The organism is Globicatella sp. PHS-GS-PNBC-21-1553, from assembly GCF_033564055.1.
Taxonomy (GTDB): Bacteria; Bacillota; Bacilli; order Lactobacillales; family Aerococcaceae; genus Globicatella; species Globicatella sulfidifaciens.
In genome coordinates this window covers 1,105,299-1,127,696 of record NZ_CP085470.1, presented here as the reverse complement: position 1 = coordinate 1,127,696, position 22,398 = coordinate 1,105,299, and the positions used below count along the sequence as shown (strand labels likewise).

General features: G+C 31.5%; 24 protein-coding genes and 1 other RNA gene. 6 read left to right on the top strand and 19 right to left on the bottom strand.

Annotation, left to right across the window (positions count from 1 at the left end; genetic code table 11):
- Positions 1-62 precede the first annotated feature (62 nt).
- Positions 63-740 carry an MATE family efflux transporter gene (locus LB888_RS05345; protein WP_318753843.1) on the bottom strand — a complete coding sequence of 226 codons (678 nt, stop codon included), beginning with the start codon at positions 738-740 and terminating at the stop codon, positions 63-65.
- Between the two features lie 93 nt (positions 741-833).
- Between LB888_RS05345 and LB888_RS05340 the strand changes: the two genes are divergently transcribed.
- The 3 genes from LB888_RS05340 to LB888_RS05330 all read left to right on the top strand — a co-directional run bounded on the left by LB888_RS05340 (position 834) and on the right by LB888_RS05330 (position 4,714).
- Positions 834-3,083, top strand: coding sequence for a helix-turn-helix domain-containing protein (locus LB888_RS05340; protein WP_318753842.1), 2,250 nt, complete (start codon positions 834-836; stop codon positions 3,081-3,083).
- Positions 3,084-3,170: 87 nt separating this feature from the next.
- The gene (locus LB888_RS05335) at positions 3,171-3,665 is read left to right on the top strand and encodes a transposase (protein WP_318753841.1); all 495 of its coding nucleotides are present in this window, start codon (positions 3,171-3,173) and stop codon (positions 3,663-3,665) included.
- A gap of 218 nt (positions 3,666-3,883) precedes the next feature.
- Positions 3,884-4,714, top strand: a complete 831-nt coding sequence (locus tag LB888_RS05330) for an IS3 family transposase (protein ID WP_318753840.1) — start codon at positions 3,884-3,886, stop codon at positions 4,712-4,714.
- A gap of 108 nt (positions 4,715-4,822) precedes the next feature.
- On the opposite strand, the gene LB888_RS05325 is transcribed toward LB888_RS05330, so the two are convergent.
- The 8 genes from LB888_RS05325 to LB888_RS05290 form a co-directional block, all read right to left on the bottom strand.
- On the bottom strand, positions 4,823-5,248 hold the full coding sequence (locus LB888_RS05325) for a hypothetical protein (RefSeq protein ID WP_318753839.1): 426 nt from the start codon (positions 5,246-5,248) through the stop codon (positions 4,823-4,825).
- 5 nt (positions 5,249-5,253) lie between these two features.
- Positions 5,254-6,201 carry a pectinesterase family protein gene (locus LB888_RS05320; RefSeq protein ID WP_318753838.1) on the bottom strand — a complete coding sequence of 316 codons (948 nt, stop codon included), beginning with the start codon at positions 6,199-6,201 and terminating at the stop codon, positions 5,254-5,256.
- Entirely contained in the window at positions 6,188-7,102 is a 915-nt protein-coding gene (locus LB888_RS05315) for an alpha/beta hydrolase family protein (RefSeq protein ID WP_318753837.1), read from the bottom strand. Before LB888_RS05315 ends, LB888_RS05320 begins: the two co-directional genes overlap by 14 nt.
- A gap of 11 nt (positions 7,103-7,113) precedes the next feature.
- Complete coding sequence (locus LB888_RS05310; RefSeq protein WP_318753836.1) at positions 7,114-8,394, bottom strand: glycoside hydrolase family 28 protein; 1,281 nt, start codon at positions 8,392-8,394, stop codon at positions 7,114-7,116.
- A 207-nt stretch (positions 8,395-8,601) separates the two neighbouring features.
- On the bottom strand, positions 8,602-10,101 hold the full coding sequence (locus tag LB888_RS05305; RefSeq protein ID WP_318753835.1) for an extracellular solute-binding protein: 1,500 nt from the start codon (positions 10,099-10,101) through the stop codon (positions 8,602-8,604).
- 67 nt (positions 10,102-10,168) lie between these two features.
- Entirely contained in the window at positions 10,169-10,765 is a 597-nt protein-coding gene (locus LB888_RS05300; protein WP_318753834.1) for a DUF624 domain-containing protein, read from the bottom strand.
- A 12-nt stretch (positions 10,766-10,777) separates the two neighbouring features.
- Positions 10,778-11,686: an ABC transporter permease gene (locus tag LB888_RS05295; protein WP_318753955.1), complete on the bottom strand. Its 909-nt coding sequence runs from the start codon at positions 11,684-11,686 to the stop codon at positions 10,778-10,780.
- On the bottom strand, positions 11,635-11,766 hold the full coding sequence (locus LB888_RS05290; RefSeq protein ID WP_318753833.1) for a hypothetical protein: 132 nt from the start codon (positions 11,764-11,766) through the stop codon (positions 11,635-11,637). The genes LB888_RS05295 and LB888_RS05290 overlap by 52 nt, the downstream gene beginning before the upstream one ends.
- Before the next feature lie 237 nt (positions 11,767-12,003).
- On the opposite strand from LB888_RS05290, the gene LB888_RS05285 reads away from it, so the two are divergent.
- From LB888_RS05285 to LB888_RS05275, 3 genes are all read left to right on the top strand, one after another.
- Positions 12,004-12,882: a carbohydrate ABC transporter permease gene (locus LB888_RS05285; protein WP_318753832.1), complete on the top strand. Its 879-nt coding sequence runs from the start codon at positions 12,004-12,006 to the stop codon at positions 12,880-12,882.
- Positions 12,883-13,001: 119 nt separating this feature from the next.
- Positions 13,002-13,499 (top strand): IclR family transcriptional regulator, encoded by a 498-nt coding sequence (locus LB888_RS05280; protein WP_318753831.1) that lies wholly within the window; start codon positions 13,002-13,004, stop codon positions 13,497-13,499.
- Positions 13,496-13,786 (top strand): IclR family transcriptional regulator C-terminal domain-containing protein, encoded by a 291-nt coding sequence (locus LB888_RS05275; RefSeq protein ID WP_318753830.1) that lies wholly within the window; start codon positions 13,496-13,498, stop codon positions 13,784-13,786. Before LB888_RS05280 ends, LB888_RS05275 begins: the two co-directional genes overlap by 4 nt.
- Before the next feature lie 976 nt (positions 13,787-14,762).
- Here LB888_RS05275 and LB888_RS05270 read toward each other — a convergent pair.
- From LB888_RS05270 to tadA, 10 genes are all read right to left on the bottom strand, one after another.
- Complete coding sequence (locus LB888_RS05270) at positions 14,763-15,875, bottom strand: glycoside hydrolase family 105 protein (protein WP_318753829.1); 1,113 nt, start codon at positions 15,873-15,875, stop codon at positions 14,763-14,765.
- A 15-nt stretch (positions 15,876-15,890) separates the two neighbouring features.
- A complete protein-coding gene (rhaM, locus tag LB888_RS05265) occupies positions 15,891-16,205 on the bottom strand; it encodes an L-rhamnose mutarotase (protein WP_318753828.1) in 315 nt (104 codons plus the stop codon).
- A 13-nt stretch (positions 16,206-16,218) separates the two neighbouring features.
- Entirely contained in the window at positions 16,219-16,356 is a 138-nt protein-coding gene (locus tag LB888_RS05260) for a hypothetical protein (RefSeq protein ID WP_318753827.1), read from the bottom strand.
- A gap of 112 nt (positions 16,357-16,468) precedes the next feature.
- Positions 16,469-17,104: an AraC family ligand binding domain-containing protein gene (locus LB888_RS05255; protein ID WP_318753826.1), complete on the bottom strand. Its 636-nt coding sequence runs from the start codon at positions 17,102-17,104 to the stop codon at positions 16,469-16,471.
- A 7-nt stretch (positions 17,105-17,111) separates the two neighbouring features.
- Positions 17,112-18,407: a TRAP transporter large permease gene (locus LB888_RS05250; RefSeq protein WP_318753825.1), complete on the bottom strand. Its 1,296-nt coding sequence runs from the start codon at positions 18,405-18,407 to the stop codon at positions 17,112-17,114.
- Positions 18,408-18,409: 2 nt separating this feature from the next.
- A complete protein-coding gene (locus tag LB888_RS05245; protein WP_318753824.1) occupies positions 18,410-18,883 on the bottom strand; it encodes a TRAP transporter small permease in 474 nt (157 codons plus the stop codon).
- A 12-nt stretch (positions 18,884-18,895) separates the two neighbouring features.
- The gene (locus LB888_RS05240) at positions 18,896-19,894 is read right to left on the bottom strand and encodes a TRAP transporter substrate-binding protein (protein ID WP_318753823.1); all 999 of its coding nucleotides are present in this window, start codon (positions 19,892-19,894) and stop codon (positions 18,896-18,898) included.
- 547 nt (positions 19,895-20,441) lie between these two features.
- On the bottom strand, positions 20,442-21,035 hold the full coding sequence (locus tag LB888_RS05235) for a rhamnogalacturonan acetylesterase (RefSeq protein WP_318753822.1): 594 nt from the start codon (positions 21,033-21,035) through the stop codon (positions 20,442-20,444).
- Positions 21,036-21,313: 278 nt separating this feature from the next.
- An RNA gene (gene ffs / locus LB888_RS05230) (signal recognition particle sRNA small type) lies at positions 21,314-21,409 on the bottom strand.
- Between the two features lie 416 nt (positions 21,410-21,825).
- The gene (gene tadA, locus LB888_RS05225; RefSeq protein ID WP_318753821.1) at positions 21,826-22,323 is read right to left on the bottom strand and encodes a tRNA adenosine(34) deaminase TadA; all 498 of its coding nucleotides are present in this window, start codon (positions 22,321-22,323) and stop codon (positions 21,826-21,828) included.
- Positions 22,324-22,398: the final 75 nt, after the last annotated feature.

The window sequence follows — 22,398 nt, the reverse complement described above, 5'->3', positions numbered from 1 at the left end:
ATATAAGGGTAAAGCAACTTTCATAATGGACTTTATTATCTGGAGATTTAATATTACTATCCTTAGTGAAATGAAGTAAGGCGATTGATAATTGAATAATTTGGTGAAAATTTCAGTGATGGAATAACTCTGGATAATAAACCAGCAATACCTACTCCCAAAATACCTAATTTAGAATATATAATTAATAATGGTGCTAAAATTAAAATAATAATCAATCCTATGACATTAGCGTAAAAAGCAATTTTTGTATTGCCTAATGAATTTTGTAACGCAGCATAAATATTGGTAATGAAGTAAAATTCTATCCCGATTAAAATTAATCTAAAATAGAGACTAGCATCTGTTATAATCTCAGCATTTCCACTTAAGAAAGTAAGTAGCGAGTCACTCATGTAACCTATAATAAAAAATAATACTCCTCCACCAATAGTCATAACTATGAATATATGATTGAGAATAATTTTGCTTTTGTCATCATCATTAGTCCCTATTTTGTGGGAAACAATAATACTAGCAGCCGTCGTCATGCCCATCCCAGTATTAATTAACATTTGTATTACAGGATTAACTAACGTAATCGCTGCTAATTCTGATGTGCCTAACTGACCAATCCAATAGACATCAACCAATCCATACAAAGTCTGTGCAATATTACCAATCACTATCGGAACCGATAAATATAAAATTCCTTTGTTAATCGGATTAGACATACTATTTATATGCTTAATAGATTTCAACAGAATCCCCTCAAACTTTATTATTTTTTTCTATAATATGTGCTATAATGAAAAATGTAACCGTTTAAAATTATGACGATGAAAGGACTTAATATGAAACAAAATAGGATATTTTACCAAATTTTTATTCCAATACTCACACTAGCAACTATTTCCATCATTATCATCACATCCTTTGTATCGTATAATTCGACTAAAAAAATGCAACAAATTCTTGATTTATCTGTCAAGGATAATCTGCAACAATTAGTCTTTAATATTGAAAATGATTTAACATTATTAGAGAGTACCTTAACCGCCTTTAGTACCTCTACCAGTTATAATGATATTGTCAGTAGTCCATTGTTACCACAAAATATTAAGGATTATCGCTCAATATTAAATCAGGTTCAATATTTAGAAGCTTTAAATGGTAATAATAATGTTACCTATAGTATTACAAGTATTGATGGAAAATGGAACATACGTAATGGGACACTACGACAATTAACTTCTAACGATTTAGATCAACTCAAAAAAGAAGTTGAAAGTATTAATCAATCTACTCGCCAAATTATTTGGTCAAATAAAGAGGGAAAAATAAGCTTTACTGCTTACTTACCCTATTTTTCTATCAATAAAAACTCTATCGCATCCGGTAGCATCGATGAAAAAACATTAATAGAATCTGTCGATAGCAATACCACTGATAATTTAGCAATTTTAAACCGTTCTGGTGACATTTTGCTTGCGCAAAAAGATTTTCCTATCCCATTAGAAGATTTATTTTCGCAAATAAAATCTGAGAATAAGAATCAAGGTATCATAGATATTAAAAATAAAAAATATTATTTCGCGACCAATTCACTAGGTAATCGTTATTATATTATTCAATATGACAGTCTTGCTAACAAAATTCACCAAGATAATAATCTCTTGATTGTTCCGATATTAAGCACACTTGCTATCTTAGTTATCTCATTTACATCCTATGTAGTAGCAAAGAAAATTGCGACACCTATCAGTAATCTGAAAAAATCAATTGAAAGCCTTCCTTTTTCAGGTCAAATTTCAAGTGAAAATGTGGATGATTTAACTTACCTATCTACCTCAATACAAGCGATTGTTGATGAACAAGAAACATTCAATCAATTTTACGAAAGTGGAAAAACAATTCTAAAAAACCAATTCATTGTTAGGTTGCTCAATAATCAAGTCTCAAAACATACTATTGATAATCGTCTTAAAGTGTATGACTACAATATTCGGAATGAAGTGGTTTATTTTGTATTATTAACAAAAATTGATTTTTTACGTACTTCTGATGATACTAATCTTGATTTATGGTACTTTGGTATCAATCAAGTTATTAAGGAAACAATCGATCCACAATATATTTTAGAATCAACTATTCTAAATTCCGATACGCAAGTGACTATTTTAATTTTAGATGCTAACAATACGAATCAGCACCAAGATTTGGTTCTGCAATTCGCAAACACAATGATTCAAAGTATCTCAACTGTCCTTAAATTGCAGGTGTCAATTGGTATTAGTAACGGATATGAACATTTAGAAGATTTGCATATAGGATATAAAGAAGCGCTACAAGCACTTCAACAAAAACGTAATTTTAGCGATAGTTCTGTGGTTACTTTTGCAGACATTAATAATCAAGGAAACGATTTACTATTATCTTTCTACCCAGAGGATATTGAATCAAAAATTAAAGAAGAAATTTTAATAGGTAATAAAACAAAAGCTTTGGAACTAGTTGATTTATTCTTTAGCCGACTAAAAGAATATGCTACTAGTTCAGTCTCAGTTGAAATAGCTTCAATACGTTTGATAAATACTCTGCTGATGTTAAATCAACAATTAGGATTGCAAAAAATTAAAAATATTCAAACCCGACAATCATCAAGTATTTATCAACGAGTAACCGAATTTCAAAATATTCATCATATCAAACGTATCATTAACGAAGAGATTATCGTACCTATGATTGATGAGAATCAAGAACAGACAGACAATATTTTTAAAACATTATCTAATGAAATTAAAAATATTATTAAACAAAATTATGATCTCGATATAACTTTAGAGTCGATTGCCGATGAACTGCATTACAATCCGAACTATCTAAGTAATATTTTCAAAAAAGAAGTCGGTATTTCCTTTACAGACTATCTCAATAATTACCGACTTAAAATGGCGAAACAATTATTAATTGAAACTGATTTGTCAATTAAGGACATTGCAGAAAAACTGCGCTATACTAACTCACAAAACTTTATTCGATTCTTTAAAAAAATTGAAGGCACTACACCAGGTCAATATAGAAAGGAAAATAAAAAGCTATAAAAAATATATAAAGAAAGCAGTTAGCTAATGATATGCTCCCCCTAAAGTAGACACTTAAATAAGTAAACTACTTTAGGGGAGATTTTTTTGCGTTCAAACAGAAAGCACACGACAGCAGATTTAATTTATTACATTCATCTCTATGAGGACGGTTATTCTTATAGGGAACTTTCCGAAAAATTTGGACTCTTGTTAAGTGAGGCTACCTTTTACCGTTATTATCTTAAATTTATGGAACATGGAATGGTTGGACTCGAATCCTCTAGAAAAAACAACTCTTATAGTCAAGCTTTTAAAGAAAGCACCGTTCAAGAATATCTTCAAACTGATTGCTCCATAATAGGGCTTGCTAGAAAATATAATATACCCGCCCCGTCAACTGTAAAAAAATGGATTATCAAGTATAATGAGGGTGAACAAATAAGGGACTATCGTCCTAAACCCGAGGGGTATACTATGAATGGCCAAAAGAAAACACATCAAGAAAAGATGACGATTGTCAATGACTTTTTAGAAACCGGAATGTCATATAAAGAAACGGCAGCCAAGCATCAGGTTTCTTATAATAATATCTATTCTTGAGTTAAAAAATATCAACAATTTGGACCAGATGGTTTAACAGATAGTCGAGGGCGGAGAAAACCTGACACTATTCAAACAGAAGAGGAAAAACCACGCACAGAAAATGCTGCTCTTAAAGCACGAAATGAGTATTTAGAAACGGAAAATATTGCCTTAAAAAAATTGAAAGAAGTGGAAAGAGAGTTGATGTTAACTGAACTCAATACCAAGCGGAGTACATGACGATTGCGAAACTTAATCAAGAAGGCTACAAAGTGACGATATCATGTGAGGCGCTTGGCGTTAGTCGTTCGGGTTACTACAAGTGGCTCAATCGAAAACCGAGTAATACACAAAAGCGATTAGAAAACTTGATGAGACAAATTCAAGAAGCTTATGATCATTATCAGGGGATTTATGGTTATCGCCGAATCACCATTTATCTTAATTATTTTAAGCGTGCAAAAGTTAATCATAAGTGTGTTTACCATTTGATGAAACAAATGGGGCTTAAAGCAATTATTCGACGTCAACACTATCGCTATAAAAAGCATTCCTCCCAACATATTGCAGAAAATGTGTTAAATCGTGAATTTAATAAGGTTTATAAAGCGATGCAAGTACTGTTAACAGATATTACAGAGTTTAAGTATGGAGACAGCTGTAAAGCTTACCTGAGCGCGATTCTTGATTATGGAACGGGAAAGATAGTTGCTTATCAATTATCGAAGCGTAACGATAATAAATTAGTTAAGGATACGTTTGATCAGATTGAGGAATACCTGATTCCAGGTGAAACTTTAATTCATAGCGATCGAGGGTTTCAGTACACTTCCAATTTCTTTAAAAAATTTATTAATGACAAGCAGTTAATTCAAAGTATGCCACGTGTGGGGAAATGTATCGATAATGGGTCGATGGAGAATTTTTGGGGCATTATAAAAGTTGAGATGTACAGTTTAAGAAGCTACGAAAACTTTGATCAATTAGAGAAGGATATAAGACAATACGTTCGGTTTTTTAATACAGAGCGAGTTACACTCAAAATGGGAGTAAGAATCCCTGCATAAAAAAAACATGCATCAACTCAATGACGCATGGCATAAATTTTTGTTTATTTGCCTGTTTACTTGACAGGGGGCAGTTCATAATCCTTAGTAATCTGCTTTCTTTTTTCTTTATTCATTTTGAACGCTTATTTCCTTTTTTCGATACAAACTGTAACCCATTGATACCCAATAAAAAAGGGCGTTAAAGGATAAAATTCCTTTTGTACCAACATACGTCACCATACCAGCGACAAAAAATAAAAATGAACATAACATTAAGAAACGATCTTTATTAAGTAAATAGTTAGCAATTGCGGTTAACACAAAAACAATTATTAAAACAATAGTAAAACTCATCGCCATATTTATTGCAAAAGCGAAACTTTCTTCTAAAGTAAGTTGATCATTTATCTTTGAGAAATAAGTAAATAAAGACGTTTTATATTCATTTATCGTTTGGCCATTAATTATACTTGCAACACTACCAATCAAAATTAACATCACAAAACAGTTGATGATATTGCCCCAATAAAAAAATCTTTTCAAATTTCTCACCATTCCTACTCAAAACATGAGTCTATTATCTCGTCAATTGTTTTATAATTGCTTTTTACATTCACCCAATTAACCCTAGTTTTCTCAAAATATTTTACATATTCTTTATTAGAATATCGCTCAATATACCGAACATTTTCAATATTCGGAGTATGTTGTTGCCATTCACTCCACCCCTCAATTTTAATATGAGAACCAAAAACACAGTCAATTAACTCAGTTGCACTATAAGCTCTCCAAGGTCTTCCCAAATATACAGTATTCTCTCTTGCATCGCCTGTAAACAAACACTCAATAAAGGTAAACCCTGACTTTGAGGTTTGAGGAGTGGAGGCTGCAGTTACATAGCCAATATCATTTGGGTTGAGACGGCATAGACTCTTCACTTCACACTGTATAAATACGGCTGTGCCACCTCCAAATATATAATCTATCGTCCCTTCGATAAAACAATGCTCAAATAGAACACGATATTGCTCAAAATATCGACGCTCATTTTTTTCAGGAAAGTCGCTTCCATTTAATTGTTTTGGTGGCAAAGGTCCAATACATAATGTATCTTGAAACCCCTTAAATTGACAATTTAAAAATTTAATATTGTCACCATGAACAAAAACTGCAACTGCTTGTCCTCTTAAATCACCTTGTCCTGCATCATTCACAAAGATGATGTTTTCAAACACACAATCTTTACCTTCAATATAAACCGTTGGTGTTGAAAAGGTGCCAATGTCATTCCCATGTTCATCTTTTTCCCATGCATATCGTCCATAAACTATTTCTACTGAACCTAGCCCGATTAATTCAACGGCATCAAGGTCAATATGCAATCTTTCTCTATAAACACCTGCTAAGATAAAAATTTTTCTTTTTTCCTCTGGATGTTCTTTTAAATAAACAAGCGCATCACTTATTTTTCCAAAATTTGCAAATTTAGCATTACCTACAATCATTCGAATACCCTTCTTTCAAAAAATTGACCCATATTTGACGCATTTCCAATGTTTCTTCGTGACCGCCTTTCACAATATGACTATGCCATTGATTATCTTTTCCCATCTGGTGATAGGCTTTAGTTAAAAATTTTTCAAGTTTGATAACACCTTCGATTGGACAGTTCAAGTCAGAATTTCCAACTATTGACAATCTGCGTCTTGGTGCAATTAGCTTTTGAATATCAGTCGTGGAAAAATATTTTAAGAAACTTGGTACATAATAATAATGACCATGCTTATTTAATAAATTTTGTTTTTCTAATGTTTCAAGATCTACTTGTGCTGCAATATCAACAATCCACTTAATCCTACTATCAAGAGCTGCTAACCACCAACTCATTAATCCTCCCATTGACATTCCTAAGGCTCCTATTTCAGAAAAATGATATTGTTGTTGGTATTCAATAAAATCAAGCAGATACACTAGATCATTTAACATTAAACCCCATAAAGTTGAACCATGAATTAATGCAGTTTTAACTAATTCAGCTTCTGTTAAAACCGCTCTTGTTCCAAATCCTCTTGCATCGATTGAAATCGTAGCAAAGCCTAATTGACTGAGAGTTTCTGCAAAAGACGGAGACGCTAAATATTCAGCACCTTCAAGTATTTCTTTTTTACCTACCTGATAATTACCACCATGAGAGTGATTACAAAGCACTAATGGGAGTGCCTCTCTACTTTTACTATTATTGGGAATCGTTACCTGAACTTCGACGATTTCATTATGCAGTAAGTGAACGTCAAAGAGTATAAGCGTATAATTTGCATATACAATTTGTCCTGTTTGTTTATAATGAAAATTTCCCTTCTCAGGGACATCACCTAATAATTTTTTCAATATAACAAGTTGATTCATTAACATTTAACCTATTTTTTTAATTCAATATCTTCACTATCAAAAATTTCAAAAGTTTCGCCTATAACATTTGATATTTTAATTCCCATTAAATCACACTCTTTGGCATTACCAATCCAAAATCCTGCTTGTGACATTTTAGGTAAATCCGTCATCATAGCAGGATAATCGGGTTCCGCTTTATCTGCCATCATAATATCAACATTTGAAAACTTAATGTTTCTAATAAGGCTTTCCGGTAAACCATAAATGAATCCAGCAGCTGCACGGGCATTAATAGCCTTAACATTCGAAATTGTAATATCATAAATAGCTGGTGTTTCTTCTGTGACAGGATAAGCAGCTTTATCCCATACATATTTTTCTTTGCCTCCGGGACCGCAGAAATAATAGAGATTCATTACAATTGGACACATAACACCATCCATAATAATATTATTAAAAACAATATTTTTGATTGTTCCACCACGCCCTCGTCTTGTCTTCAAACGAATACCGCGGTCAGTATTTTTAAATACACAGTTTGAAACAACCATATTTTTAACATCACCACTCATCTCTGAACCAATTACAATACCACCATGCCCATCCAACATATTACAGTTCTCGATTGTGATATTTTCACATGGAATTCGTTCAGATGCCCCTTCTGTTCCTGCTTTTATCGCAATACAATCATCCCCTACACTAATATAACAATCCGAAATGCGCACATTTGAAGATGATTCTGGATTAATCCCATCTGTATTAGGCGAATCTTTTGGATTAATGATTGTTACATTATTTACGGATATGTTATTCGATTTTATCGGATGAACCGTCCAGCTTGGAGAATTAATAATTTTAATTCCTGAAATTTTTACTACATTACATCTGTTAAAACTAATAGCAGTAGGTCTTGGGTATTTTAAAATCGGATTATTCTCTCTAAATACCTTCCACCAGCTAAAACCATTCCCATCTATAGTTCCCGTACCACTAACACTTACATTTTCTGCATCTTCTGCATAAATCAATGAACGAAATACTGGCCGATCAACACCTTCCCAGCGAGAGTCAACAACCGGATAATCAAAATCATTTGTTTCAAAATATAGAGTCGAACCTGGTCCTAAAACAAATTCAATATTGGATTTTAACTCTAAGGAAGTTACATGAAATTTACCAGCTGGTACTTTTATCCTTCCGCCTCCTTTACTACTAACTTCTTCAATTAATTGATTAATAGCTTTTGTATTCTCTACATAATGATTATCAATACTTGCACCAAAATCTATAATATTATATTCCATCTTTATTATCCTTTCTAAAATAAATAAGGAGTGGGCCTAAAGTAAAAAATCAATGATTTTAACTTCTTCAGCTCACCCCGTCGAGTTCATACTTTGAGAACTCATTCTATTAAAGCCATTTTAATCTGACTTACTCGTCCTCTATTGTCGCTGTATAAAGGTTGAAATAAGATTATTATGATTTACTCTGACTAGATATATCATTCATTATTCAGCAGATTGGGAAAGTTTATATGCTTCTTCATATTCTAAAATAATTTGATCGCCACCTTGTTCTCTCCATTGAGATACTGCGGCTTTAAACCCATCTTTATCAATCTCTCCCATAATGTATTGAACCGTTGCGTCTTCAATAATTTTAGTTAATTCAGAACCACGTTCGTTCATAGTAGCTGAATCTAGAGGAACTGAAGGATCCATGACTGCAAAGTTATCATTTTCAATAATTAATTCATCAGATAGTCGTTTTCCTTCGTAGTCAGATTTCAAATTAAATTTAACTTCGGCTGGTCTAGATCCAGCATATGGTTGAACTTCTTGCGCCCATAAATCTGGATTAATCACAGAATAAACACCATTCTCATCAAAATCATAGTGAACGCCTTGAATACCACCAGTCATTAACATATGTGCTTCTTCATCCATTAAATCATTGACAAATTGTAAGCAATTACGTAGTTCCTCTTCTGTCTCAACGTTTGTTACAGGAAAGGCTAAGACGCCATTCACACCATTTCCTTCAGACCAAATATGATATTCACCTGTTCCAGTACCATCAATTTTATTAACTGGAATTAATTCAAAGTTACCTTCTCCTAATGCATCATTCATTTTATTAAAGTGACCATTAATACTTACCATACCAGTATAAACACCTGTTTTACCATTTACAAATTGATCGTCTTGGTCTGCTTTTGAAGTGACTGCAAAATCTTGTTGTAGAATACCTTCTTCATATAATTTTCTAGAGTAATCTAATGTGGTCATATATGCTTCAGTCTCAAATTCAGGAATAAATTTGCCTTCTTCAGTAACTTCCCAACCATTTGGTGCTCCAAAATAAGAAGAAAAAGTTTTAAAGCTACTATAGCGTAAGTCGTTTCTGTCTCCTAACCCAACTGTATCATCTTCACCATTTCCATCAGGATCATCATATGTAAATGCTCGCATTACTTCGTAAAGCTCATCCATTGTGGTTGGAACTTCTAAGTTTAAATTATCTAACCAGTCTTTTCTTAGTGTTAAGCCTCCACGAGCATAAGCTTTTTGAAAAGGAATACCGTATAATTTACCATCAATTGATGCTGCTTCAATACGATCTTCTGAAATTTCAGCTAAGTTAGGGTAATCTTTTAAATAGGGTGTTACATCCCAGAACATTCCTGCTTTCATTGCATTTCTTACAGAAGAATTTTTCATTAATGTAATCGTCACAATATCTGCTAAATCATTTGAAGCTAATGCAGTCGTTAGACGTTCTTCTTTGGAGGCATCAGGAATCCATGTAATTTCAAGGTTGGTATTTGTATAATCTTCTAATAATTCCTCGATAACATTATTTGGTGGTGAAGCTGTGTGTAACATATTCATCCAAGTAATGGTCGGTCTTTCTTCATTCGCAAAAACATTTTCAATATTAATTAATCCTCCTGAGAGTAACGAAACTAACGATAGCATCGCTGTTGCTTTTTTTAATTTTGAAGCCATTTATATTCCTCTTTTCATTTAATATTTTTTTATTTGAGAGCCTTATTTATTTTATACCCTCCTCTATTTAAAGCTCCCATACATTTTCCTTTATATAAATTTTTTTTAAAAAAAACGCTATTAGATAATGAGTTCCTGCAATACCAATTAATATAAAGTAAGCAGGCAACCAACGAATCATAAGATAAACAAACAGAATTAACGTTACAAACATAATCAGACACCATAAAATATTTCTGATAAATAATTGATAAATTAATTTGAAACAATCTTTATAGTTTTCGAAATCAAAATGAGCTTTTATAGGAAAATATAACAAAATAATGGGAGCTGCTAAAAATGTACTGATAAATAAGCCAGTTCTTAGAATAAAATGCTTTACTGCGAGTAAATCTATTAAAATAATCACAATGAAAGCCAAGAATGAAATCCCAAATATTATATTATGTTTTATATTTTCTTTTAAATATTTTGAGTAATAAAACCATGTATTATGAGCTAAACCAGATTTTTGCCACTGACGAATAGTAGAATAAGAAGCATAAGTTGCTGGCCCGAAGCCGAAAATAATAAATCCTAAAATTACTGTCATTATCCATAACATATTCAGAAAAATCAGTTGTATTATCCATTGACAGAATATATTCCATTTCTCACCAATCATGCTCTTCCACCCCTAATAAACACCATCTTCTCCTAAATAATTCGCAATCTTATTAGTAATATATACCATTATAAAACCAACAACACCTTTAAAAACACCCATTGCCGTTGAAAAACTCAATTGTCCATTTTTTAATCCCGCAGTATAAATATAAGTATCAAATATTTCGGCACGATCTCTATTCAATGGATTCACTAATAAATACATATGTTCAAATCCTAAATTTAAAATATTTCCAACTTTAAGTATTAATAATGTGATAATGACTGGTCTAATAGCCGGTAGTGTAACATGCCACATTTTTTGAAGAAGCGTCGCACCATCAATATCTGCTGCTTCATATAGTTGAACATCCACAGCTGTAATTGCTGCCAAATAAATAATGGTTGACCATCCTAACTCTTTCCAAATTACCTGCACAATGTAAACAACACCGACCCAATTTGAAGACGTAAGAAAAGGGATCTTAGCTAACCCAATATTTTTTAGCAATTCATTAATTAAGCCTCCATCCATTGCAAGTAAGACAAAACTTATTGAAACAATGATGACCCATGACATAAAATGTGGAATGTATATTATCGTTTGAACAACTTTTTTAAACACTTTATGTCTTACTTCATTCAATAGTAATGCTAAAATTATTGGTAACGGAAAAAATATAACAATATTCAACATAAAGAAATATAATGTATTTTTTAATAATACTCTAAATGTTGGTTCAGTAAAAAGTCTTATAAAATGTTTCATATTTACCCATGGACTTTTTAAGATTCCTAAAAAAGGTTGATAATCTTGAAATGCTATGATTATTCCTCCCATTGGTAAGTATTTAAAAATTAAAAAATAAAGAACTCCCGGCAAAATCATTAAATAGAGAGCCTTATTAGTCCATACCGTTTTTCTTTTTTTATTTTTAATTCTTTTTCTAATGACTTCAATTTTTCTTTAGGTAACTTTTCGAATGGATTCTTTTTAATTGGTGTTACGATCCCTTCCATAGATATTCCTCCTCACTTATTTGTTTACAGTATAGCAAGCGCTTACCATAATGTTAATAATCATTTCATATGATAGTGAAAAACACTGTTGTAATCACATTATTATCCATTTTTAAATTTCATTATTATCATCATATTATTTTATTTTATACTTACTATTTTAAAATGATTATATATGTAACGGCTTACATTTGTTAAAATAATATTAACAACTAATATATTTAGGAGGAATTTTCTATGAACAATCGATCTTCACAAAGTAGAGGGTATAAAATATTTACAATCTTCAATTATATATTTCTAACTTTATTGGCCGCAATATGTTTATTTCCATTTTTAAACATTATCGCCAGCTCCTTCGCCACACCAGCTGAGATGGCACGCAAAAAGTTTATTCTCTTTCCAGAAACTTTTTCATTAGATGCTTATCGCTATATTTTATCTACACCAACAATCTTTCGATCAATGGCTGTATCAGTCATTGTAACTTTGGTAGGTACAATTTTCTCAATGATTGTTACGAGTTTAATGGCATATGGTTTATCAAGAAAATATTTATATGGGAGAAGTTTGTTTAACTTTCTTATTGTCTTTTCAATGTTATTTAGTGGTGGAATGATTCCCCATTTTTTAGTAGTAAAAAGTTTAGGTCTCTTAAATACTTACGCATCACTAATCTTACCTGTAACTGTCAATGCTTTTAATTTAATTATCATGAGAAACTTTTTCCAAGCATTACCAGATAGTTTAGAAGAATCGGCTAAAATTGATGGTGCCTCTCATTTAACTATTTTTACAAAAATAATGGTTCCATTAGCTTTACCTTCAATTGCAACCATTTCATTATTCTATGCAGTTTCTTATTGGAATACCTATATGAATGCTATTTTATACATAAATGACTCTAATAAATGGCCAATACAAGTATTGCTTAGACAAATTGTCATTGTATCAAGTGGGTTACAAGTTGATGGTGCCATGTTTGAAGTAGTGCCACCTGCACAATCAGTAAAAATGGCTGTTATTGTTATCGCAACAGTGCCAATGCTATTGGTTTATCCATTTATTCAAAAATACTTTGTTAAAGGGGCTTTAGTAGGTTCTGTGAAAGGATAATTTTACACATAACTAATAAGGGAATACGAACAAAATAGGGCGTATTCTCTTCTATTTTTGACTATCTTTATTATTTAGATATAATAATATTATAGTTGACAATACACGGAGGATTATAGATGCACAATGAAAAACCACCTGTTTATGGTACCGTTTTACTTAAAGCGGCAGATATATTAAATGTTATATCCACTTCAATAGAACCATTAACTTTAAATGAAATTTCTCAAGAAACTAAAATCACTGTAAGCACCACTTCAAAAATTTTAGATACACTACAACTGCTAGAGTATGTACACAGAAATCCAAAAGATAAAAAGTTTTCTTTAGGAGTTGGCTTAATTCAGCTCTCCAATGCTGCGCAAATGCAATTTGATATTATTCGCGATTCCTATTTTTCGCTAAAATCGTTATTTGATCAATTTCATGAAACCGTTCATTTAGGGATGCTAAGAGATAATAAGATACTTTACATCAATAAATTTAGTTCATCTGAAAATAATAAATTAATGTTATCTAAAATCGGATCAACACGCGAATTATATTGTTCAGCGATGGGTAAAGCTATATTGGCTTCGTTTAATGATGAGAAAAAAGAGATTATATTGATTCAGTGAAATTAACTCCTTTTACCGATCATACAATTACCGAAAAGTCTATTTTAAACGAAGAAATAAATAATATACAACTTCTAGGCTACGCTACTGATAATAGAGAAATAGAAGATCATCTTTTTTGTATTGGCGCTGCAATAAAAACACGAAAGGATCGGTCTCCTATATATGCATTTAGTGTTACTATTCCTTATTATCGTTTATCCGATGAGTTAAAAAATAATTTAATCGAAAACGTTCTTAAAACCAAGGAATCAATTGAGAAAATTACACTATCCTCTTATCATTAAGAAACTAAATAAAATATAAGAATTTGGAGCAAAAATTCTCAATAATAACCGAGAAACATTTCAAAAATTTGAGATGTTTCTCGGTTATTATAAAAAATATTTAAAGAAAAAATAACACTTTTTCTTTTCATCCTATAATTTTTATTAACCTAGCAAATCCATTGCCTGTAACAAGTTTGCGATATCATATGAATTCCCTATGTTCCTCTTAGGTGAACTTCTCTCACTTCAATGTTTCGCTTCATTTAAACAAAAACTGAGTCAACTACTATTTTACGTTAGATGTATACCTAGCTACCTGGATCACAATCTAGGTATTCTCTTTTTATAGCTGTCACACATTTGATTAATACTTCCCCCATTGTTTACAAGAAGTGTTAGTGACAGTTTATCTAATTCCGGAGTTAATTAAATTTGGTCTACTTTATAAAATTTAAATCCGCGTTAAGAACCGTTGTATCTTTTCACTTGCATAATCACTAAAAATGAATTAGATAGCTAATTATCTATATAACAATGCGGTTTTTCAAGATAATTTCAATTGTGAAGAAGCTTAGAATCATCTTTTTCTTAACGCCTATAATGGCGTCAGTTACAATACAGTTAAACTGTCAGAAATAGTCATTCGAAATTTAAAGGCAGAAAAAATCGTGCTGTATCCTATCAATTAAATTAGAATGAAGATAAATTATACGAAGTTCTTTTGATTGGCAATTTGAAATTATAATTTAGATTTTGAGGCTGGACAAAAACTTAAAAAATCTTGTTTAATCTATTTAGTTTATCGCGCAGTGGTTGGAGAGGTCTCAAACTTCGTCTTCAGAACTTGTTTGGGACCCACTCCCTCCTGTTTGTATATTATTATCTTATGAGTTTTTTGCGTTTATTAAATCGATAAAGCAAGGTCATTATCACGATTGCGATAATGACCTTGTCTTTTTACGGATTAAACTTTTGCATATCTTTATTTGTTGCATCAAATAAATGTATAAAGATACTCAGTCAATGCTAAAACAGATAATGACTGGCCATAAGGCATGGCTGTTTTTGCTATATTGCGATAGAAATCAAGATCAGGTCCCATTCCTGTTCCAACCGAAACATTTTGAACCTCACCTTTTTCATCTATCTGTTCAATTAAAGCGGCTACTGATTGTTCAATCGCATCTAAGTATTCACTCGATACATAGCCCTTTCGTATTGATTTTAATATGCCATATATAAAACCTGCGGTGGCAGATGATTCTACATAACTATTGGGGTCATCTAATAATGTTGTCCATAAACCACTCACGTCTTGACATGCCATCAATGCTTCTATTTGTCTCTGTAAGGTTGAAACTAAAAATTGATGTAAGGCATCCTCTGGTTGTAAGTTTAATATTTCGATGATTTCTGGTATCGCAATCGTTATCCAACAATTCCCTCTTGCCCATAACGCTTCTGCATAGTGATGATGACCTTCAAATGTCCATCCATGATACCATAAACCTGTTTTGCGATCTTGAAGATACTTCGCATGGATCATAAATTGACGCTTTGATTCTTCTACATAGTCTTTGCGCCCTAATAACATCCCGATTTTTGCTAATGGTAACACCGTCATCATCAATGTGTCATCCCATAATTGTTCAACATTCTCCGGTCCATAAGTTAAATGCTCAAATCCTCCCTCTTGCGTCCGTGGTAATTGATTCATTGCCCATTCTGACCAATTTTCTAAGTAGGGTAAATATCGAGAATCTTGAGTTTCTTCATATAAATAGGCCATCACAAGTAACGGAGCCATTGTATTTATATTTTTTGGTGGAGCTCCTATATCAAATTGTCTTTCAAACCAATCCGTTACAATCTTCAAAGCTACTTCGTCTTTGGTTAACTGATAATATTTGAAAATACCAAATAATCCTACTCCTTGTGGCCAATTCCAAACATTCCAACTTTTATCATCTACAATGACTTCATCGAAATGTAGTAAATATTCTCCTGAATCCTTGATGGTTGTCAGATTATCCATCATTAGTTTTATTTTATTGACGACTAATTCTTTGTCTACCAAATGTTCAACAACGTTGTGGTCTCTTTGCATTTTATCCCCTTCTTTCTATGCTAAATAAAATACTTCTTTCAATTCTATCGAATTGGGACTATTATCAGCATTGGTTTCCATTATGTCTTTCATATAAGCCCACCATTTTTGACAAACACTCGTTTCACTTATTTTGGCATATTGCGCTTTATCTTCAACTTCTAAATAAGCAAATAATTGACCGGTTGTTTCATGTAAAAAAATCGAATAATTGGTAGCACCATAGGTTTTTAACGCCTCTACCATTTCTGGCCATATCTCGTCGTGTCTTCTTTGGTATTCTTCATATTGGTTTTGATCCACTTGCATTACTGTCGCAATTCGGTACATTGATATTCCTCCATTATCTTTTATTGATAATTTTATCATTTTCTTCTGTGAGCTTTAAAAACTCTTTTGGGGCTATTCCAAATTCTTTCTTAAATGCTCTTAAATAATTTGTGTAAGTCTTAAAACCGCATTCCATATATATATCTACCACACTTTTGTGTTTAATTAGTAACGTTTTTGATAGCAATAGTCTTTTTTTAGTACATACTGATAGAATGACATGCCAGTATGTTTTTTAAACGCTCTAATGATATGAAACTTACTTAAAAAAATTTATTCTCCATAGTTTCTAAATTAAGTTTATTTTTTAAATTTTCAGAAACATATGTTAGCATATCATTCATAATAGGATCACTTTTGCCATTTACTTCTTCAACAATATCAAAGTCGTGAAGCCATCTATTAACATACACTAAAAGAGTTACCAAACGATTCTCATACTCAATATCTGATCCAAACTGTTTTACATCGTATTTATTATAATTTAAAATAAAATCCAAATTTGTTATTAACGTATTTAAAGGTATTTTAATTACTTTACTTTTATGATTATTTTTATCCCATGAACTGAAAGCAAGTTCCAAGTCACTTTCTGGTGTTGAATGCTTTTGTAAAAATTCACTAGTAAGAAAAATATAAACTCTTTCAAAATTATCTGAATTCTGTTTCATAATCCTATGTAAATCATTAGAATGGATTAATAGAATAGTTCCTGGAGTTAGAGTGTAAACTTCTCCCTCAATAAAAAACTCAGCTTCTCCTGATAATGTTACATGTAATTCATAATGATCATGATAATGGTAAATGTCTTTTTCATTAGTAATTTTGTCTTCCACATGCCATATTTCATATTGTTCTGATAACATTGTATTTACTCTAGAACCTGAAAATTTTTCCATTCTTCTTTCACCCTACTAGACTTGGCAACCACATTACGATTTGTGGAAAATAAGTAATTAATAATAAGACCACTAGTATCGCACCAAAATATGGCAACATAGGTTTAATCATTTGTTCTGGTTTTACCTGACCGACACTGGATCCTACATATAATCCTGTCCCAACAGGCGGAGTAATTGATCCAAAACATAAATTCATAATAGAGAATAATCCAAAATGAACCGGATCGACTCCTACACTTGTGACTATTGGTAAAAATATAGGTGTAAATATCATAATTGCCGGACCAACATCCATAAACATTCCTACAATCAATAGAACTAAATTAATTAAGAGTAAAATTAATATTTTGTTTGTTGTTATCCCTAAAATTAGGTTACTGATTGCTTGAGGTATACCAGTAAAGGACATAGCAAACGACATCATAGAGGAAGTCGCAAGTAAAAATGCTATCGTACCAGTCGTTATTATTGATTCCTTTAATATAGCTGGTAAATCAGATATTTTTACTGTTTTATAATAAAACATTGAGATTAACAGAGAATATGCTACAGCAATTGCAGAAGCTTCGATTGCTGTAAATATCCCTGTCAGTATTCCTCCTATGATTATGACTATTAACATTAAACTTGGAAATGCTTCTTTAACAATAATTAGAGATTCTTTTTTATTAATTTTTTCGGCTAACGGATAATTATTTTTTTTAGCATGAAAATAAGCTACTATCATGATACTTAAACACCACAATATGCCAACTAAGTATCCTCCTAAAAATAGAGAAGAGATTGATGCTCCAGATGCTACTAAAGAATACATAATAAAAGCAGAGCTAGGTGGTATAACCATTCCAGTTGGTGCAGAAGCTATATTAACTGCAGTAGCAAATTTTCTATCATAACCAGCATCAACTTGTTGAGGAATTAGTACACCGCCAATTGCTGTAGATGCCGCAATAGCAGAACTTGACATTGAACCAAATAAAGCATTTCCTAAAATATTTGTATGGGCTAAACCACCAGGTATTCTTCCAACAAACAGTAAAGCAAACCGAACTAATTTATTTGCAATCCCACCACGGTTCATAATAATTCCTGATAGTACAAAAAATGGAATAGCAACTAATGAAAAACTATTTAAACTTGAAACCATTTTTTGTGCTGAAGAAAATAATGAAATATCAAATGGAATAACTAATAATAACGTTGCAATTGATGACGCCGCAACACCAATAGCAATTGGCATTCCTAAAATGAGTAAAATACCAAAAAGAACAAATAATATTAAACCTGCTTGTAATGCCATCTTTATCCTTCACTCCCATCAATTGAATCAAAAATATTTAAAACTGTATAAATACAGATTAACAAACCAGAGATCGGTACAGATAAATAAATATAACCCATTGGCAATGATAAGGATGGTGAAAGTTGAACTAATGTTATCCCAAATGATTTTATTCCACCATAAACCATTACTGTTAAAGAAAATAATAAAAACAATACCTGAACTATTATATCTAAAAGTCTTCTATGCTCAATGTTTAACTTTTCACTTAACAATGTCACAGCCAAATGGGATTTTTTTCCTACAACATATGCTGATGATATAAGCGAAACCCATACCATTAAAAAACGAACTAATTCTTCTGTTATTGTGTTAGGATTATTTAAAACTACTCTTGTGAATATTTGATACAATACTATTAACACCATAAAAACTAGTAAGGATGAACACAATATTTCTAGAACTTTATCTAAAATCTTTCTTATTTTTTTCATTTATTTCTCCTATTATTTTGCTAAACTACGAATTTTCAAATACAACTCTCCATATTCTTCACTGTTTTTATAATCATCGTGAAGAGGTTTAACCACCCTTTGAAATTCTTTATTATCAACTCTATTATAGATAATATTATATTTCTGAGTTGCTGCATTTTTTTCGTCCTCAACCGCTTTTTTGAAAATTTCTTTTTCAAACTTGGTTGATTCATATGCTGCTTCTTGCACAGCTTTAAGTTGGTCATTTGATAATTTTTTCTCAACAGAATTACTCATAATTATTATATCTGGAATTCTAGTATGCTCATCATATGAATAATACTTTGCAACTGCCCCATGTCCAGCTGTATACAGAACAAATTCATTATTCTCAGATCCATCAATTAAACCAGCTTGTAATGAAGTAAAAACTTCACCACTTCCCATTGGTACAGGAGATCCACCAAGTAGTTTTATCATTTTGATAGCAGTTTCACTTTGCATAACACGGATTTTCTTTCCTTTTAAGTCTTCAACTCCATTAATAGGTCCGTTCTTCATGTAAAAACTTCTCTGACCAGAATCATAGTAAGTAATACCTTTAAACCCCAAATCTTTAGTTGAAAGATATATTTCACTCATAATATCCTCATTTTCCATGACTGCAAAAAAATGATTTTCATCATCAAAAAGATAAGGGATACTGAATATTGAGTAGTCTTTTGAAAAGCCTTCTAAAGCAGAGGCACTTACTTTTGTAAAATCTATTGCCCCAGTTTGAGTTAATTCAATTAACTCGACCTCCCCACCTAATTGACTATCCGGATAGTAGGTAACTGTTACCTCACCCTTAGTTTTCTCTTCTACTAGCCTTCCAAATTCCTTCATTGAATCAATTACTGGTTGACTATTGCTGGCGTAAGCAAATCTTAATACTATTTTTTCCCCATTAGACTGAGTTCCATTAGTACAACCTGTTAAAAAAATAGAAATTGCTAAAATAACGACTGTAAAAAATTTATTTTTCATATCTTTCTCCTTACTAAAAATAATGTATTATACATATTTATACCTTTAAAGATTCTAAAACGTTTTCATTAACAGTTATTATGATAGCACTTTCTTTTATGAGAATCTATAATATTAATTGTCAGAAAGATATTAAATATTGCGGTATATAAATTTAAAAGAATGTTTTGTTGATTACAAAAAATCATCTACCTTATGCTCTACTCTCTGTGTACTAAAATAATAGCTTTTTCAGTGGATTGAGGCTTAATAACATCTGATGAGGGATAATAATCCCCACCAAATGTTTTAAATTGAATAAACTGCTCTAAAATAACCTCCTATTGATAATAATCTAATGATTGTATTATCAGTAAGAGGTTAATATTTCGGATGTAATTATGATATTAAATTGTTTGTATCGTAACAATTAAATATATCTTTTCAAGATATTAGTGACTTTATTGCCCTAAATGCTAGTACACAAATTATATTTTACAATAGTCTACGTTCACACCTCAAAAAGTGATTTGTATAGGAAAATAAATTTATCTTAATTTGACAATTCCTAAATTTGAAAATTTTCTAATTCTACAAAACACTTCCCTAAACCATTTTTCTTCAATAGTTTATGAATTTGAAAAGCGACAAAAAGAGCTCCAAAACCAGAAAAGTGTGTATTATCTTCAATCCCATTCGGATAATGTCGATGTTTGTTTTCGGGTATGTGTAAAAACAAACTTTTTGATTCTTCATCTCCCATTTCTTCAATTTTTTCTTCCATCACTTTATTTATATCAATTAATAAAACTTCTTCGATTCTAGCTACTTCACGCATGACTTCTGGGTAAATTCCAATATTATCTTTGATGAAACGACCTTCAATAAAGCATCTTCTAGATACTGATGTCAATAAGATTGGTATTGCGCCTTTATCTTTTGCTACTGATATATATTTTTTTAAATTCTCTGGATATTCATGCATTGGAGATGTATATCTAGTTTTATCGTTTATTTTTTCATCATTATGACCAAATTGAATTAATAGAATATCATCTGATGAAATCTCATCTTTAATTTTATCTAACCAACCTTCTTCAATAAAAGATTTTGTGCTTCGACCGTTTAAAGCATAGTTCTTTAATTCTATTTCTGTTTTCAAAAAAAGCGTAATGCCTCACCCCATCCTGATTCTGGGTATTTATTTTCATTTTTTATTGAAGCGGTTGAATCTCCTGCAATAAATATTTTTGTCATAAAATCTCGTCCTTTTAATATTTTGTTTATTAATATTATCTTAGCATATGTATTTATAAAAAAAGGATCAATACTGAAATCAATGTAAAAGTGATTATATGAGTACTAACTAGAATTAAAAAAGCGTTGAATACGATTATATTCAACGACAAAAAATTAAAATCTCATTTTATAACAAAATGATTTCTCAAACAAAAAAAGGCACATAACTTCATCACTTATAGCTGCTACCTTCCGGTCCTGACTCGATTCGTGAATCCGTTATTGCCTTTATTCATTATAACATATTTATTTTGAGAATTCCAATCTTTTTCAATGTTTAATAATGAACATTTTCGATAGTATCCCAATAAAGTTATACACATCCAAAACTCCTGAGGAAAGCTAACCATAGTAATCTTTAAAAATATCTCAAGTAGTCAAAAAGATGTTACAAACGTCAAAAAATTCTGATAACACGGTTACCTTTATTGAGCCTGTTGTTTGTTTAAGCATTAATTTACTTTATACGATGCTTTCATCGTTTTTGGTCCATATTGATGGCACCTGTTGATACATAAATTTTAATTCCACCAAAAGAGCTAATAAACATCAACCGTTAACTATTTTTTAGCGAATTGTGCTAGTTTATCAACAAGACAATGATAGTTATCCACAGTTAATGTGTAAAATGTTGACAGCTTTGTGGATAACTATTAACTCTTTGTGGATAACTTTTTCTTTTTCCGTAAGTTTCTGAAAAAATCAGTCAGTTTTGCTCCACATTCATCTGCTAGTATTCCCGAAATAACTTCTGGTTGATGATTAAAACGAGGTTCTTCTAATAAATTGAGCACACTTCCTACACTGCCTGCTTTTGGATCATGGGCTCCATAGACCACTGTTTTAACTCGCGACAATATAATGGCACCTGCACACATGGCACATGGTTCTAACGTTACATATAGTGTCGCATCCTCTAATCGCCATTTTTCTAAAATTTGATTAGCTTGGTCGATGGCCAATAATTCAGCATGTGCAATCGCCCGTTTAGAAATTTCTCTTAAATTATGTGCTTTAGCAACGACTTTGTTATCTACAACTATGATGGCACCGATGGGTACTTCTCCTTGCATTTCAGCTAATGAGGCTTCCATCATTGCTATTCGCATAAATTTTTCATGTTTCAACCGTTGTGTTTCAGTTAATTCCATTTCTTTGCGACTCCTTACGATTATCTATTTAGGCTAATAAAGATTATCTCTCATTCTTTTAGCATAAAATTAAAG